Source organism: Stenotrophomonas maltophilia (assembly GCF_039555535.1).
GTDB classification, from domain to species: Bacteria; Pseudomonadota; Gammaproteobacteria; order Xanthomonadales; family Xanthomonadaceae; genus Stenotrophomonas; species Stenotrophomonas maltophilia_Q.
Window position 1 is genome coordinate 3,287,354 of the sequence record NZ_CP154630.1, and the last position, 15,827, is coordinate 3,303,180.

General features: G+C 66.2%; 17 protein-coding genes. 13 read left to right on the plus strand and 4 right to left on the minus strand.

The features are described 5' to 3' along the window. Window positions 1-342: 342 nt before the first annotated feature. From AASM09_RS15285 to AASM09_RS15295, 3 genes are all read right to left on the minus strand, one after another. Window positions 343-1,245 carry a sulfurtransferase gene (locus AASM09_RS15285; protein WP_049431238.1) on the minus strand — a complete coding sequence of 301 codons (903 nt, stop codon included), beginning with the start codon at window positions 1,243-1,245 and terminating at the stop codon, window positions 343-345. After that, window positions 1,242-2,045, minus strand: a complete 804-nt coding sequence (locus tag AASM09_RS15290) for a CoA pyrophosphatase (RefSeq protein ID WP_049431235.1) — start codon at window positions 2,043-2,045, stop codon at window positions 1,242-1,244. Before AASM09_RS15290 ends, AASM09_RS15285 begins: the two co-directional genes overlap by 4 nt. 177 nt (window positions 2,046-2,222) lie before the next feature. Then, window positions 2,223-2,924, minus strand: coding sequence for an FKBP-type peptidyl-prolyl cis-trans isomerase N-terminal domain-containing protein (locus tag AASM09_RS15295; RefSeq protein WP_005408797.1), 702 nt, complete (start codon window positions 2,922-2,924; stop codon window positions 2,223-2,225). Window positions 2,925-3,091: 167 nt separating this feature from the next. Here AASM09_RS15295 and AASM09_RS15300 point away from each other — a divergent pair, with 167 nt between their 5' ends. From AASM09_RS15300 to nth, 3 genes are read left to right on the plus strand one after another with little or no spacing between them, the layout of a single operon-like run. Next, window positions 3,092-3,874 carry an enoyl-CoA hydratase/isomerase family protein gene (locus AASM09_RS15300; protein ID WP_049431232.1) on the plus strand — a complete coding sequence of 261 codons (783 nt, stop codon included), beginning with the start codon at window positions 3,092-3,094 and terminating at the stop codon, window positions 3,872-3,874. Window positions 3,875-3,878: 4 nt separating this feature from the next. Beyond that, complete coding sequence (locus AASM09_RS15305; RefSeq protein ID WP_049431229.1) at window positions 3,879-4,232, plus strand: hypothetical protein; 354 nt, start codon at window positions 3,879-3,881, stop codon at window positions 4,230-4,232. Further along, window positions 4,232-4,924, plus strand: a complete 693-nt coding sequence (nth, locus tag AASM09_RS15310) for an endonuclease III (protein ID WP_049431226.1) — start codon at window positions 4,232-4,234, stop codon at window positions 4,922-4,924. The genes AASM09_RS15305 and nth overlap by 1 nt, the downstream gene beginning before the upstream one ends. Window positions 4,925-5,005: 81 nt before the next feature. Here nth and AASM09_RS15315 read toward each other — a convergent pair whose 3' ends face one another. Further along, complete coding sequence (locus AASM09_RS15315; protein WP_049431224.1) at window positions 5,006-6,238, minus strand: porin; 1,233 nt, start codon at window positions 6,236-6,238, stop codon at window positions 5,006-5,008. Window positions 6,239-6,747: 509 nt separating this feature from the next. Between AASM09_RS15315 and pstS (AASM09_RS15320) the strand changes: the two genes are divergently transcribed. The 10 genes from pstS (AASM09_RS15320) (at window position 6,748) to AASM09_RS15365 (ending at window position 15,813) form a co-directional block, all read left to right on the plus strand. Next, complete coding sequence (gene pstS, locus AASM09_RS15320) at window positions 6,748-7,764, plus strand: phosphate ABC transporter substrate-binding protein PstS (RefSeq protein ID WP_049431219.1); 1,017 nt, start codon at window positions 6,748-6,750, stop codon at window positions 7,762-7,764. A gap of 651 nt (window positions 7,765-8,415) precedes the next feature. Continuing rightward, window positions 8,416-9,504, plus strand: coding sequence for a phosphate ABC transporter substrate-binding protein PstS (gene pstS / locus AASM09_RS15325; RefSeq protein WP_049428038.1), 1,089 nt, complete (start codon window positions 8,416-8,418; stop codon window positions 9,502-9,504). Between the two features lie 82 nt (window positions 9,505-9,586). Next, complete coding sequence (gene pstC, locus AASM09_RS15330) at window positions 9,587-10,555, plus strand: phosphate ABC transporter permease subunit PstC (protein WP_005412771.1); 969 nt, start codon at window positions 9,587-9,589, stop codon at window positions 10,553-10,555. Further along, entirely contained in the window at window positions 10,555-11,418 is an 864-nt protein-coding gene (gene pstA / locus AASM09_RS15335) for a phosphate ABC transporter permease PstA (protein WP_032127902.1), read from the plus strand. Before pstC ends, pstA begins: the two co-directional genes overlap by 1 nt. Window positions 11,419-11,437: 19 nt before the next feature. Then, window positions 11,438-12,268 carry a phosphate ABC transporter ATP-binding protein PstB gene (gene pstB, locus AASM09_RS15340; protein ID WP_005408788.1) on the plus strand — a complete coding sequence of 277 codons (831 nt, stop codon included), beginning with the start codon at window positions 11,438-11,440 and terminating at the stop codon, window positions 12,266-12,268. A 65-nt stretch (window positions 12,269-12,333) separates the two neighbouring features. Continuing rightward, window positions 12,334-13,041: a phosphate signaling complex protein PhoU gene (gene phoU, locus AASM09_RS15345; protein WP_049444209.1), complete on the plus strand. Its 708-nt coding sequence runs from the start codon at window positions 12,334-12,336 to the stop codon at window positions 13,039-13,041. A gap of 257 nt (window positions 13,042-13,298) precedes the next feature. Further along, window positions 13,299-13,655 carry an HvfA family oxazolone/thioamide-modified RiPP metallophore gene (locus AASM09_RS15350; protein WP_049428737.1) on the plus strand — a complete coding sequence of 119 codons (357 nt, stop codon included), beginning with the start codon at window positions 13,299-13,301 and terminating at the stop codon, window positions 13,653-13,655. After that, window positions 13,642-14,517 (plus strand): HvfB family MNIO-type RiPP peptide maturase, encoded by an 876-nt coding sequence (locus AASM09_RS15355; protein WP_049428734.1) that lies wholly within the window; start codon window positions 13,642-13,644, stop codon window positions 14,515-14,517. The genes AASM09_RS15350 and AASM09_RS15355 overlap by 14 nt, the downstream gene beginning before the upstream one ends. Then, complete coding sequence (locus tag AASM09_RS15360; RefSeq protein WP_049428732.1) at window positions 14,510-15,265, plus strand: HvfC family RiPP maturation protein; 756 nt, start codon at window positions 14,510-14,512, stop codon at window positions 15,263-15,265. The genes AASM09_RS15355 and AASM09_RS15360 overlap by 8 nt, the downstream gene beginning before the upstream one ends. 26 nt (window positions 15,266-15,291) lie before the next feature. After that, complete coding sequence (locus AASM09_RS15365; protein ID WP_049428729.1) at window positions 15,292-15,813, plus strand: HvfX family Cu-binding RiPP maturation protein; 522 nt, start codon at window positions 15,292-15,294, stop codon at window positions 15,811-15,813. Window positions 15,814-15,827 lie beyond the last annotated feature (14 nt).

Consider the following 15,827-nt stretch of genomic DNA (forward strand, 5'->3'; position numbering starts at 1 on the left):
CAACAGCAGAAGCTGACTTCCTGAGGGGAGGCGGGGTGGGTCCGGTTGCGGGGGACGCTGCAAGTACGTCCATGTAAGCTCGGTCGCCGCATCCATGCGGCTCACGCCCCCGCAACCGGCCCCACCCCGCCTTCGACAGATCTCCGCCGCTGTTGGTAGGTGTCGACCTTGGTCGACATGGGGTCGAATCGATCGGAGGGTGCCTTTGTAGAGTCGAGCCGCGCTCCATGACCTGCGGGCGCCGATGATTTGAACGCATCGCCATGCGCGTGGAGCCGGCCGCTCGGCTCTGGAGAGGCTCCGCGCTCGACTGCTCTTTGCGTGGAAATCGAGACGATAGAGTCAGGCGCCGGTGGCGACCGGGCGGCTGCTGTCGCTCACCCAGCCGCTCCAGGAATCGGCATAGATGCGCGCACCGCTCAGTCCTGCGCTTTCCATCGCCAGCAGCAGGTGGCAGGCGGTCACGCCAGAGCCACACATCAGCACCACCTGTTCTGGATCGCGGTTGCCGATCACGCCCTGCAGTTCGGCGCGAAGTTCCTGTGCGTCGCGCAGGCGGCCCTCGAGCACGTTCAGGGCGAACGGCCGGTTGACTGCGCCCGGCACGTGGCCGGCAACCGGGTCGAGGGGCTCCACTTCGCCGCGGAAACGTTCACCCGCGCGTGCGTCGACCAGCCAGCCCGGTGCATGTTTCAGGCGCGCGGTGATTTCATCGGCGTTGGCGACCTGGGTGGTATCGAAACGGCCCGGGTAGGCCGGCAGCACCGCCACGTCACTCTGACCGCTTTCCAGCGCGTGACTGGCGGCCTGCCAGGCTGCGACACCGCCGTCGAGCACGGCCACCTTCTGGTGGCCAATCAGTCGCAGCAGCCACCACAGGCGCGAGGCGGCCATGCTGCCGTCGCTGCCGTCGTAGACCACCACCTGGGTATCGGGGCTGATGCCCCACTGCCCCAGCTTTACGGCAAAGGCATCGCTGTCCGGCAGTGGATGGCGACCGTGGCCGACGCGCGACAGATCGGACAGATCACGATTGAGATCGGCATACACCGCACCCGGGATATGACCGGCCAGATACTGGCTGCTTCCCGCCTGCGGGTCGGCCAGCGAGGCCCGCGCATCGACCACGCGCACTGCGGTGCTGGCGGTGGCGCGTGCGTCGACCACGCGGATGCCCTCGCCCAACGCGGCAGCCAAGGTGGCGACATCGACCAGGGTGGTCCACGGCGGATCGATCGGGTTCATTGCACTTGCTCCAGGCGGCGACGCAGGTTGTAGAGAATGGCCGCGGTGGCGCCCCAGATGCGCTGGCCGGGCCAGCCGTACTCAAGGACGTGGCGGATGCGGCCGCGATGGTTGATTTCGACCTGGCGCAGGTTGTCCGCCGCCATCAGGTAGTCCAGCGGCACCTCGAACACCTCGGCGACTTCGCTGGGCTGCGGCACCGGCACGAAGTCCGGATCGACCACCGCCACCACCGGGGTGACCCGGTAGCCGGTGATCGTCACGAAGGGATCCAGGTAGCCCAGCGCCTGCACCTGGCCGGGGGCCAGTGCGATTTCTTCCTGGCTCTCGCGCAATGCCGCCGCCAGTGCGTCGCGGTCGTCGGGCTCGGTGCGTCCGCCGGGGAACCCGACCTGGCCACCGTGCGTGCGCAGGGTTTCGGTGCGACGGGTGAGGATCACCTGCGCGCCATTGGCTCGCGGCACGATGCCGGCCAGCACCGCCGCTTCCACCGGAGGCCCGGGCGGCAGCAGGTCAATCAGTTCGCTGCGGTTCCAGCCATCACCAACCGGCGGTTCGGCCAGCGGGTGCAGCGCGCGCATCAGCCGTTCGTGGTCGGCCAGCGAGCCGCGCAGTGACTGCTGAAGCTGCGCGCGCAGCGGTTGCACGCGGTGCAGGATGCGGTTGCGTTCGTCATTGCTCATCGACGACCACCGCGCGATTTCGTCGATATGCCGCCCGCACCCGCTGCACTGCCGGTGCGGATCCAGCGTGCACACTCCGATGCAGGGACTTGCGACAACACGCGCCGTTTCTTCCATTGTTTGCACCCGGCAACAGTAGCGCGAATGGGCGGGATTTGCGCGGGTAACGATGCGGCGCGTGACGGCATCGCACTGCGCGCGTTCGCCGAGCATGGCTCGGCGCTACAGGTCGCGCGCTGCGCAAACAAAAACGCGCCGGTGGAATCACCGGCGCGTTTGGTTTACCGCTTCGATTTACTTGACGCTGACCAGCTTGATCTCGAACTGCACAGCCACGTTCGGCGGGAACGGGGTGCGCGGGTCGGCACCGTAGGCCTGGTCCGGCGGCAGGGTGACTTCCCACTTCGAGCCTGCCGGCATCTGCAGCAGGGTCTCGCGCATGGCCTTCATTTCGACTTCGCTGACCTTGATCGACGGGATCTGCTGGGCCGGGCGGGCTTCGGTCGGGCGCTGGCCGTACGGGAACGGACCGGCCACTTCCAGCTGCACGGTGCTGGCCTGGGTCGGCTTGGCACCCTTGCCGGCTTCGATCACGCGGTACTGGACGCCGCTCGGCAGCGACTGCACGCCGGCCTTGGCCTTGTTCGCCGCGATGAACTGGTCGCTCTTGGTCTTGTTTTCGGCAGCAGCCTTTTCGTACTCGGCCTTGGCAGCCTGGGCACGGCCCTGCTCGCGCTTCTGGAACGCTTCAACGGCCGGCTTCAGCTGCTCGGCGGTGATCGCCGGCTGCTTCTTGGCGTAGGCATCCTGCAGGCCCTTCACCACCGAGTTGATGTCCAGCTGCTCACCGCGACCGGTCAGCTCCGCCAGGTTGTTGCCGTAGTCGTAACCGAAGTAGTAGCTCAGCTTGCCCTTTTCGGACGAAACGTCCTGGGCGAAGGCATTGCCCGTCAGGGCCAGGGCCGCGACGGCGACCGCGATAGAACGCAACTTCATCAAACAGTTCTCCAGGGGTGGTAACTCAGGGACGTTCTGCGCCGCCCTGAGGCGACGGGTTAGGATAACGGGCGCAACGTGTAACCGCTACTCACGATGCAGGCTATGACCCGTCTGCGTTCGCGGAGTTCAATATCACTTTTTTTTAACGTTCCAGGAGTTTACCCGTGGCCGATGCCCTGATCGCTGTCACCGACGACGGCGCCATCCGCACCGTGACCGTCCAGCGCCCGGACAAGCTCAACGCCCTCAATGCCGCGACCCTGCAGGCCCTGGCCGAGGCCTTCAGTGCTGCCGCCGCAGACCCGGAAGTGCGCGTGGTGGTGCTGACCGGTGCTGGCCCGAAGGCGTTCGTGGCCGGCGCCGACATTACCGAGATGAACACACTCAGCGCGGTTCAGGGACGTGATTTCTCGCTGCTGGGCCAGGCCCTGATGCGCCAGATCGAGCGCATGCCCAAGCCGGTCATCGCCCGCGTGAACGGTTTTGCGCTGGGCGGCGGCCTGGAGCTGGCGATGGCCTGCCACCTGCGCATCGCCGCCGATACCGCCAAAGTCGGCCAACCGGAAATCAATCTGGGCCTGATTCCCGGCTTCGGCGGCAGCCAGCGCCTGCTGCGCCTGTGCGGCCGTGCCGCCACCCTGGAGCTCTGCCTGCTGGGTGCACCGATCAACGCCGCACGTGCGCTGGAACTGGGGATCGTCAACGAGGTGGTGCCGGCCGACGCGCTGGACAATCGCGTGAATGACGTCGCCCGGCAGCTGGCGCGCTCGGCGCCGCTGGCCCTGCGCGGCCTGCTGGACGCGGTGCACGTGGGTGGCGAATGCAGCCTGGAAGCCGGGCTGGAATACGAAAGCGCGCAGTTTGGCCTGCTGTTCGCCACCGAGGACATGCGCGAGGGAACCAGCGCCTTCCTGCAGCGCCGCCCGCCGGCCTTCCAGAACCGCTGACGCCATGGCATCCCGACCCAACCCCGCGCGGCTGTTCGCCCGGGTCCAGGCAGACGATCTCGATGGCGCCCTTCAGGCCGGGCTGATGGACTATGTCGCCCGCGCCGACGACGCACAGTTGCTGCCCGGCCACCCGGAACTCCCGCAGCGGTTGCAGCAGGCCCAGCAGCAGCTTCAGGCGGCCTGGGCGGCACGCGAACGCTATCGCGCCCGCGCGGTACGGCTGGCCCGCCGCGAAGCCGAACGCGACGCACGGCGCACCCCGGCCCCGGCGCCGGACGTGAAGCCCGCCCTGCCCGCCGCAGCGGCCGCCATCCTCGCCCGGGCCAAGGCCCGCGCCAGCGGCAAGGAGCAGTAATGGCCACCACGAAGAAGACTGCACGCGCTCCGGCGCGGCGTGGCGGCACGATGCCGCGCGCCGACGTGGTGGAGATGTTCACCCGCCTGCGCGAACTCAACCCGCACCCGAAGACCGAACTGGAGTACAGCTCGCCGTTCGAGCTGCTGGTGGCGGTGGCGTTGTCGGCGCAGGCCACCGATGTCGGCGTCAACAAGGCCACGCGCCGCCTGTTCCCGGTGGCCAATACGCCGGCAAAGATCCTCGCGCTTGGCGAGGATGGGCTGAAGCAATACATCGCCACCATCGGCCTGTTCAACGCCAAGGCCAAGAACGTGATCGCCACCTGCGCGATCCTGCTGGAAAAGCATGGCGGTGAAGTGCCGCGCGATCGCGATGCACTGGAAGCGCTGCCGGGCGTCGGCCGCAAGACCGCCAATGTGGTGCTCAACACCGCGTTCGGCGAGCCGGCGATGGCGGTCGACACGCATATCTTCCGCGTCTCCAACCGTACCGGACTGGCCCCGGGAAAGAACGTGCGCGAAGTGGAAGACAAGCTGGTGAAGGTGATCCCCGCCGAGTTCCTGCTCGACGCGCATCATTGGCTGATCCTGCACGGGCGTTATGTGTGCAAGGCGCGCAAGCCGGATTGCCCGGGCTGCGTGATCGCCGATCTGTGCCGGTTCAAGGAAAAGACCACGGCCGAGGCGTGACGCAGTCTCTGTTTTGACCAGAAGAAGACGGCGGGCACAAGGCCCGCCGTCTGTGTTTCAGGACAAGCGTGCTTCAGGAGATCAGAACGACAGGTCGCCCCAGACGCCGAATTCCTTGGTCTTGTCGTTCTTCTTGTCGCCAGCGTTGGCCAGGTGGGTGTACTTGTACACGGTCGACAGCTTGAGGTTCTTCATGACCGGGAACTCGACGCCGACGTTCCAGTACTTGTCGCTCAGGGTCGGATCCAGGGTCTTGCTGACGTCGGTGTCATCGTAACGACCGAACACGTTGATGCCGCCGTCGGTCACGCGCACGCTGCCCCACACCGACCAGCCGCTGGACTTGTCGGTGGCAACGGTCATCACGTTGTTGAGGTTCTTGGCCTGGAAGTACTCACCACCGACGCGGAAATTGCTGTCGGCGTAGGCCACCATCGCGTTGGCGCGGGTGTAGGTGTTCTCGGAACTCTGGATGTCGGTTTCCTTGCCCAGCTTGCCGCTGTAGCCACCGACGGCAACCACGAAGTTCTCGTTCGGGGTGTAGGCCACGCGGCCTTCCACGTCCATGCCCTTGCTGCGGGTCGGGTTCTTGTAGCCGGCGCCGGACACCACCGAGACGGCGTAGTTGAAGTTGTTGCCCAGGTTGCCGAAGCCATGCAGGCCCCAGTCGGACGAGTTGCCGTACTTCAGGCGGTCGGTCAGGGTGTTCTCGACATAGCGCATGCCGTAGAACTTCTCGACGTAAGGGATCCACGGCATGTCGGCGGCACCGACGCGCAGGTTGAAGGCCGGGTCGAAGCTGCCCTGCACGTAGGCCTTCTTGACGAACAGTTCGGTGTTGCCAATGGCCGAGCTGTACTGGAAGTCGGTGGTCAGGTTGGCCGACCAGATGTCGTTGAACTTGTGGTCGACGGTCAGGTAGAAGCGCTTGACGTCCAGACCGGTGCCGCTGGCGGCGGTGTCTTTGCCGTTGCTGGTCTTGTCGATGTTGGTCAGGTCGAAGAACATGCGACCGCCGATCTTGTTGTCATTGACCAGCTTGGCCAGCTTGTCGACGCTGGTCTGGGTCTTCTGTGCACCTTCCAGCGCCTGCGCCTGGGTGATGTTCACTTCGGACTGCGCGTCGGACTGCGCCTGCAGCGCCTGCGAATCGTTCTGCAACTGCTGGACCTGGGCCTGCAGCGCGGCGATCTGTGCCTGCAGCTGCTGCAGCTGTGCCTGGGATACGCCCGAGCTGGCGGGGGCTGCGAAGGCGTCGGCGGAAACCAGACCGAGGCTTGCAACGACCGCGGCGGCGAGCAAATGGGAACGCATTTTGGATCTCTCCAGAGGGTTGGAATGGCTTGGGCAGAACGCCACGCCGGCAGGCCGGTCAAGCGTTTTGCGAACGTTCCGTTAAAACCATGACAGTCGAATGACAAACTGCGCACCAAACACAGGTTTCTTCGTGTGGTCATGCGGACGACGCATTTGCGCCGGCACCTGTGCCTAGGCCTTGCGACACATGGCGTGATGTATCCGCTTCAAGGCGCAACGCGGCCCCCACGCATCCCTGTGCAGTACATGACATCGCTGCCGGATGCCCATTACCCGGAATGCACGTGCGTCAGCGCGGAGGCGCCGTCAACGACATATGGAGGTTGGCGACTCACCGCCCCGCCGCACTCCGACCGCGCGCGAAACCTTCACGGACACCGCTGCAGCGGCAGCGGCGAGCGCTGTAACGGTTGCGTCATACAACGGTCCCTGCGCTGTCATCGAACCGTTATGGAATGTGCGCCGGGCGGGTAACCCCGCATCCCAATCAACCCAGGAGCCACCCCGTGATCCACGCCTTCAAGTCGCGCGTTGCCGTTGCCGTCTTCGCAGCGTCGTCCGTGTTCGCCGCCAACGCCGCTGAAATCACCGGCGCGGGCGCCTCGTTCATCTACCCGGTGATGTCGAAGTGGTCGGCCGACTACAACGCCGCCACCAGCAACAAGGTCAACTACCAGTCGATCGGTTCCGGCGGCGGCATTGCGCAGATCAAGGCCAAGACCGTTGATTTCGGCTCCTCCGACGCCCCGCTGAAGCCGGAAGAGCTGGCTGCTTCGGGCCTGGCGCAGTTCCCGTCGGTGATCGGCGGCGTGGTGCCGGTGGTCAACGTGGCCGGCATCGCCCCGGGCGCACTGAAGCTGGACGGCACCGTGCTGGCCAACATCTTCCTGGGCAAGATCAAGACCTGGAACGACCCGGCCATCGCCGCGCTGAACCCGGGCGTGGCTCTGCCGAGCGCCAAGATCACCGTCGTGCACCGTTCGGATGGTTCGGGCACCACCTTCAACTTCGTCAACTACCTGTCCAAGGTCAGCCCGGAGTGGAAGAGCTCGGTCGGTGAAGGCACCTCGGTCCAGTGGCCGGCCGGCATCGGCGGCAAGGGCAACGAAGGCGTTGCCGCATACGTGAAGCAGATCAAGGGTGGCATCGGCTACGTCGAACTGTCCTACGCGCTGCAGAACAAGCTGTCTTACACCGCGATGAAGAATGCCGCCGGCAAGTTCGTGCAGCCGAGCGATGCGTCGTTCGCCGCAGCCGCCGCCAGCGCCGACTGGGCCAGCGCCAAGGACTTCTACCTGGTGATGACCAACGCCCCGGGCGCCGAGTCGTGGCCGATCACCGCCACCAACTTCATCCTGGTGCACAAGAAGCCGAAGAATGCTGCCAACGGCAAGGCCACCCAGGAGTTCTTCCGCTGGGTCTACAAGAGCGGCGACGCCCAGGCCCGCCAGCTGGACTACGTGCCGCTGCCGGACAGCCTGGTCCGCCAGATCGAGACCTACTGGTCGCAGAACCTGAAGTAAGCGCTCCCCCGCAGGAAGGGGGTCGGCGGGTCCTCTCTCCCCCGCCGATCCCACCCGGGCGCGAGATCCTCGAGATCTCGCGCTCTTCTTGTTTTGGTGGTTGGTCGTGAAATGCGCTGCGCCTCCGATCTACCGAGAGTAGGCGACGCAGGGCCCAGCCCGGGACACGCCGTAAACCCCGCTCCGCGGTCCGGCCCAGCCGCTGGCGGCTGTGCGTTCGAGCGCTTGCGAGGCGATGCCTCGCAGGCAAAGCGCCCTCACCCATGGGGGCTCGATCGCGCCATCCATGGCGCGAACGGTCCCGGGCTGGGCCCTGCGTCGCCTCTGGTCAGTTCATCGGGGGCGCGGTGGGGTCATGGAAGGCAGGAGCAAAGGCAGGAGCGCGTGTAGAGCCGAGCCTGTGCTCGGCTGATTCTGGCCCGGCCTCGGGCGGAGCCGAGCGTGTGTTCGGCTTTACCTTCCCCGGCCGTCATATCGGTGCGCAGATCGGGGGTTTCCGGGCACCTGCCGGATTGGTAGCAACCCCGTGAAACCCTTGTCAGAACGTGATCCAGGACACCTCTGTCATGGTCGTAATACGGCTGTAACAAAAACATCATTTCATAGCCGCATCCGCCGACGACGTCGGCTCTTCCCCGCTATGGAGTGACCATGAAACTGCACTCGGCCGGCCTTGCCGCCCTTTCCCTGGCCATCGCCCTGGGCCTGTCGGCCTGCGGTGGCGACAAGCAGGCCGCGCAGCAGCCGGCTGCCGACGGTGCCGCCGCTCCGGCCGCCGCCGGTGCCAAGGTAACCGCCGAAGTGTCCGGCGCGGGCGCGTCCTTCATCTTCCCGCTGGTCTCCAAGTGGTCGGCTGACTACAACGCCACCACCGGCGCCAAGATCAACTACCAGTCGATCGGTTCCGGCGGCGGCATCGCCCAGATCAAGGCCGGCACCGTCGACTTCGGTTCCTCCGACAAGCCGTTGAGCAGCGAAGAGCTGGCCCAGGCCGGCCTGGCCCAGTTCCCGTCCGCCATCGGCGGCGTGGTACCGGTGGTCAACATCGAAGGCCTGGAAGGCGGCAAGCTGCGCCTGAGCGGCGCCCTGCTGGCCGACATCTTCCTGGGCAAGGTCAAGACCTGGAACGACCCGGCCATCGTCGCCGCCAACCCGGGCGTGAAGCTGCCGGACGGCAAGATCACCCTGGTCCACCGTTCGGACGGTTCGGGCACCACCTTCAACTTCTCCAACTACCTGTCCAAGGTCAGCCCGGAGTGGAAGAGCAAGGTCGGCGAAGGCACCTCGGTGCAGTGGCCGGACGGCGTTGGTGGCAAGGGCAATGAAGGCGTCGCTTCGTACGTGAAGCAGATCAAGGGTTCGATCGGTTACGTCGAACTGGCCTACGCGCTGCAGAACGGCATGCCGTACACCGCCATGCAGAACGCGGCCGGCAACTGGGTCGAGCCGAGCGCGGAGACCTTCGCCGCTGCGGCCGCCAGCGCCGACTGGGCCAGCGCCAAGGACTTCAACCTGGTCATCACCAACGCCCCGGGCGAGCAGGCGTGGCCGATCACCGCCACCAACTTCATGCTGATGCAGAAGCAGCCGAAGGATGCCAAGCGCAACCAGGACACCCTGGCCTTCTTCAAGTGGGCCTTCGAAAACGGCCAGGCCCAGGCCAACGAGCTGCACTACGTGCCGCTGCCGGCCGAACTGGTCAAGCAGATCGAGGCCTACTGGGCGACCGACCTGAAGTGATGGACACGACGGTGCCCGCCCCACGCGGGCACCGCTTCTTCCACGCCGTGCCGCCCCGCCCCTTCCTGGCCCTGCCGTCCCCATGAATGCCATCGCCCAGCCTGTAGCCGCCCCGTCCACGCGTGATGCGCGTGATGCCCGCAACGACAAACTGTTCCGATGGGTGCTGGTCGGCACCGTCATCTTCGTCCTGATCGCCCTGGCCTGCGCCGCGCTTTCGATGCTGTGGGGCGGCCGCCATGCCCTGCAGATGCAGGGCCTGAGCTTCTTCTTCTCCGCCGACTGGAATCCGGTCGAAAACAAGTTCGGTGCGCTCGCCCCGATCTACGGCACCCTGGTCACCGCCGTCATCGCGATGGTCATCGCCGTGCCGGTCAGCTTCGGTATCGCTTTCTTCCTCACCGAAGTCGCGCCGCGCTGGCTGCGTGGCCCGGTCGGTACCGCCATCGAACTGCTGGCCGGCATTCCCTCGATCATCTACGGCATGTGGGGCCTGTTCGTGCTGGTACCGGTGATGACCGAGTACGTCACCCCGTTCCTCAACGAGACCTTGGGCGAATGGCCGATCATCGGCCCGATGTTCCAGGGCCCGCCGCTGGGCATCGGCATGCTCACCGCCGGTTTCGTGCTGGCCATCATGGTCATTCCGTTCATCTCCTCGGTGATGCGCGAAGTGTTCCTGACCGTTCCGACCCGCCTGAAGGAATCGGCCTATGCGCTGGGTTCCACCAAGTGGGAAGTGAGCTGGGACATCGTGCTGCCCTACACCCGCTCGGCGGTGATCGGCGGCATCTTCCTCGGCCTCGGCCGCGCCCTGGGCGAGACGATGGCGGTCGCCTTCGTGATCGGCAACAGCGTGCGCCTGTCGCCGTCGCTGCTGGAACCGGGCACCACCATCGCCGCGCTGATCGCCAACGATTTCGGCGAAGCCACTGAAACCTACCGCTCGGCCCTGCTGCTGCTCGGCTTTGTCCTGTTCATCGTCACCTTCGTGGTGCTGGCCATCGCCCGCCTGATGCTGATGCGCCTGTCCCGCAAGGAGGGCAACTGATGTCCACCACCGCTGATTCGTTGTACCTGCGCCGCCGCATCGGCAATGTCGTTGCGATCACCGCCTCCTGCGCCACAGCGCTGTTCGGCCTGTTCTTCCTGGGCTGGATCCTGTTCACCCTGGCCTCGAAGGGCCTGGCCGGCATCAACTGGGATCTTTTCACCAAGATGACGCCGCCGCCGATGCAGGAAGGCGGCCTCGCCAACGCCTTCTTCGGCAGCGCGGTGATGTGTGCGCTGGCGATCGGCATCGGCACCCCGCTGGGCGTGCTGGCCGGCACCTGGCTGGCCGAGTACGGCAACGCCCGCAAGGCCGGCACCGTGGTCCGCTTCGTCAACGACATCCTGCTGTCGGCACCGTCGATCGTGCTCGGCCTGTTCGTCTACACCCTGTACGTGATGCAGACCGGCGGCAACTTCTCGGCGTTCGCCGGTGCCCTGTCGCTGGCCTTCATCGTGCTGCCGGTGGTGGTGCGCACCACCGACGAAATGCTGCGCCTGGTGCCCTCGCAGATGCGCGAAGCGGCGTTGTCGCTCGGCATTCCGCAGTGGAAGGTGATCGTGCAGGTTCTGTACCGCAGTGCATCAGCCGGCATCATCACCGGCATTCTGCTGGCGCTGGCGCGCATCTCCGGCGAAACCGCCCCGCTGCTGTTCACCGCCTTCGGCAACCAGTACTGGAACAACAACATCTTCCAGCCGATGGCCTCGGTGCCGGTGGTGATGAACCAGTTCGCCGGCAGCCCGTATGAATCCTGGCAGGTTCTGGCCTGGGCCGGTGCCCTGGTGCTGACTGTCTTCGTGTTGCTGGTCAGCCTTGCCGCCCGCGGCATCCTGCTGCGCAACCGTATCTCCCATGACTGACCTTTCCGTGGATAACGCCATGAACGACCTTTCCAACGCCGTGCCGATGCAGCGCATCGCCGTGCCGTCCTCGCACGAGAGCCTGCACACGCCGTCGCCGGTGAAGCTGGCTGCGCGTGGACTGGACTTCTACTACGACAAGTTCCACGCCCTGAAGGGCATCAACCTGGAGATTCCGGAAAAGCGCGTGACCGCGCTGATCGGTCCCTCCGGTTGCGGCAAGTCCACGCTGCTGCGCATCTTCAACCGCATCTACGCGCTGTACCCGAAGCTGGAAGCGCGCGGTGAAGTGCTGCTGGACGGCGAGAACATCCTGTCGCCGAAGTACCCGATGAACCGCCTGCGCAGCAAGGTCGGCATGGTGTTCCAGAAGCCGGTGCCGTTCCCGATGACCATCTTCGAGAACGTGGCCTACGGCATCCGCCACCACGAGAAGCTGAGCAAGGCCGACATGGCCGACCGCGTCGAGCAGGCGCTGCGCCAGGGCGCGCTGTGGGACGAAGTGAAGGACAAGCTGGGGCAGAGCGCGCTGGGCCTGTCCGGTGGCCAGCAGCAGCGCCTGTGCATCGCCCGTGCCGTGGCCCTGCGCCCGTCGGTGCTGCTGCTGGACGAGCCGACCTCGGCGCTGGACCCGATCTCGACCAGCCGCATCGAGCAGCTGGTGGAAGAGCTCAAGCACGAGTACACCATCGTCATCGTCACCCACAACATGCAGCAGGCCGCGCGCGTGTCCGACTACACCGCCTTCATGTACCTGGGTGACCTGATCGAGCACGACCGCACCGAAGTGATCTTCTCGCAGCCGTCGCAGCGGCAGACCGAGGACTACATCACCGGTCGCTTCGGCTGATCGACGCTGTTCCTTCGACATATGTCCCAGCCAGGCATGGCCTGGCTCTACCCGGATTGCAGACCATGAATCTTCCCAACGACCACATCGTCAAGAGCTACGACGAAGAGCAGCAGCGCCTGGTGGCCGAAATCGTGCGCATGGGCGAAATGGCCGTCGCCCAGCTCGAAGCGGCGATGGACGTGATCGAAAAGCGCGACGAGAACGCTGCCCATCGCATCATTGCCAATGATGAAGCGATCGACGCGCTGGAACAGCAGATCAGCCACGACGTGATGCGTCTGGCGCTGCGTGGGCCGATGGCGCGTGACCTGCGCGAGATCCTCGCAGGCCTGCGCATCCCGGCGGACATCGAGCGCATCGGCGACTACGCGGCCAACGTGGCCAAGCGCTCGATCGCGCTGGGCAAGGTGCCGCCGCTGCCGCAGATCCAGGGCCTGCGTGCGCTCGGCCGCCTGGCCGCGCAGCAGGTGCGCCGTGCCATCGCCGCCTACCGCGACAACGACGCCGACGCTGCACTGGAACTGCGCGAAGACGACGCGCGCCTGGACGCGCAGTACACCGCGCTGTTCCGCGAGCTGCTGACCTACATGATGGAAGACCCGCGCAATATCACCCCGTGCACCCACCTGCTGTTCATGGCCAAGAACCTGGAGCGCGTGGGCGACCACGCCACCAACATCGCAGAGAACGTGTGGTTCCTGGTGCACGGCGAGCAGCCGCTGCCGCCGCGTGAAAAGCGCGACGAGACCTCCAGCACCGGCCAGATCTGACGCTGCACTGCAACAACGGAGCTGGGTCCAAGGTGGCCGCTGTCCTGGTGACAGCGGCCTTCTTTTTTGGGGTATTCCCCCGCATTGTGGGCGCCGGGCTGGCCCGGTGCGGACCTTCCGGATGCTTCTGTAACAAACCTCACGAAAATTTGAGTTCTTGGCGAGGATTCGTTGAGTAGGATCGCTGCACCATCGTTTCCACCGGCATCCCTGCCGGCCACCCGGGCACCCGCCCACACCACCCAGGAGCACGACCGATGAGCAGTTCCAACAAGACCCTGTCCCTGCTGACTGCTACCGCCCTGGCCGCCGGCCTGGGCATGACCGCCAGTGCCTCGGCCCTGAGCATGAGCGACCTCGCCCAGGGCTACCTGGTGGCCGGACAGGCAGCCAAGGCCAGTACCGACGCCAAGGCCGCCGACACCAAGATGGCCGCTGACGCGACCAAGCATGCCGAAGGCAAGTGTGGTGCCGACGGCAAGACCGCCGAAGGCAAGTGCGGTGCCGACAAGGGCAAGGCTGCCGGTGCGGCAGCAGGCGCCAAGGCCAAGACCGGCGACAAGAAGGCGGCCGAAGGCAAGTGTGGCGAAGGCAAGTGCGGTGGCAAGCACTGACGTCCGCGCCAGCGTCGTCAACCCGCGGTTGCCGCTTCGTGCGGCGGCCGCAGGGTTGGGGCTGCGCCGGGCGCTGCTGCAGGAGCTGCGCGATGCACCGGCCGGCGATTTCGATTTCCTCGAATGCGCGCCGGAGAACTGGATCCATGTCGGCGGCCCCGCCGGTGACGCGCTGGCCGAGCTGGCGCAGCGCCATCCGCTGAGCTGCCACGGCCTGTCGTTGTCGCTGGGCGGCAGTGCGCCACTGGATACGCAGCTGTTGGAGCAGGTCGGTCAGTTCCTGGAAAAACACCGCGTGCCGCTGTACAGCGAACACCTGAGCTACTGCAGCGACGACGGCCACCTGTACGACCTGCTGCCGATTCCGTTCACCGATGAAGCAGTGCACCATACCGCCGCGCGCATCGCCCAGGTGCAGGACCTGCTGGCCCGCCGCATCGCGGTGGAGAACGTCTCCTACTACCTGGCGCCGGAGCCGGCGATGGACGAGCTGGCCTTCACCAATGCCGTGCTTGCCGAAGCCGACTGCGACCTGCTGCTGGACGTCAACAACGTCTACGTCAACGCCTGCAACCATGGTTACGACGCCGACGCGTTCATCGCTGGCCTGCCCGCAGACCGCATCGTCTGCCTGCACGTGGCCGGGCACCTGGATGAAGCGCCGGACCTGAAGATCGATACCCACGGCAGTGCGGTGATCGACCCGGTCTGGGCGCTGCTGGCGCGCACCTATGCGCGCATCGGCGCTCGCCCCACCCTGCTCGAGCGCGATTTCAATTTCCCGCCCTACGCCGAGCTGCGCGGCGAACTGCAGACCATCCGCCGCCTGCAGGCCGTGCACGCGGAGGCTGCATATGGCTGATACCCCCGACACGCTGCGAGCGCAGCAGTACGCGTTCACCGCACACCTGCGCGATCCACAGGCGGTGGCTGCACCGGCCGGGCTGGAACCGCGCCGCGTCGCGGTGTACCAGCGGCTGCTGTTCAACAACCTGCTCGGCCTGTTGAGCAACGGCTTCCCGGTCTGCGTGCGCCTGCTCGGCGAACCGGCCTGGAGCACGCTGGTCCGCCACTACTTCGCCACGCATCGCTGCCAGACGCCATTGTTCACCGAACTGGCTGTTGAATTCGTGCAATGGCTGCATGCGCAGCCGCAGCTGCCACACCCGGCGCTGGCCGAGCTGGCCCACTACGAGTGGGTGGAAACCGCGCTGTACCAGCTGGACGCCGGGCCGCTGCCGGTCGCGGCGGACATCGACCCGCTGCGGGTGCCGCTGCAACGCTCACCACTGGCCTGGCCGTTGCTGTACCAGTGGCCGGTGCACCGCCTCGGCGCCGAGGATGCACCCACCGAGCCACCAGCCGAGCCGACGGGCCTTCTTGTGCGCCGCGATGCCGACGGCGAGGTGCGGTTCGCCACGCTCAGCCCGCTGGCGGTGTACCTGCTGTCCAGCATCGGCGAACACCCTGGCCTCGATGGCCGCAGCTACCTGCAGCAGCTGGCCGCGGCGCATGGGTTGGCCGAGGACGCCTTGGCCGGACCCGGTGCCGCGTTGCTGCAGCAGTTCCTGCAGGCCGGCGTGATCGGCCCACTGCCGGCCCCCGGCTGACACCCCCTTCCCCCGGAGATCCACCGATGAAGCTTCCGACCCTGGCCACCGCGCGTGGCCAGCTGGACCGTCTCGCCCCCTGGTTGGCCCCGCTCGGCCTGCGCCTGCTGCTGGCCTGGGAATACTTCGAATCCGGCCGTGAGAAGCTGCACGGCCAGAACTGGTTTGCCGACCTGCAGGATGCCTTCCCGTTCCCGTTCGACCAGTTGCCGGCAACGCTGAACTGGCAGCTGGCGACCTGGTTCGAGCTGGTCGGCGCTGCTTGCCTGCTGTTCGGCTTCGGCACCCGATTTGCCGCCGCCAGCCTGCTGGTGCTGACAGTGGTGGCCACCTATGCGGTGCATTGGCCGATGGAGTGGAACTCGCTGGCCGACCTGGCCATGGGGTATGCGATCAGCGACCAGGGCTACGGCAGCTTCAAGCTGCCGGTGCTGTTCATGGCGATGCTGCTGCCACTGCTGTTCACCGGCCCCGGCAAGCTGAGCGTGGATGCGTGGTTGGCGCGTTGGTCTCCCTCGGCCAGGCCTGCGCGGCCGACAGTCCGGTAGATGCCGACCTTGGT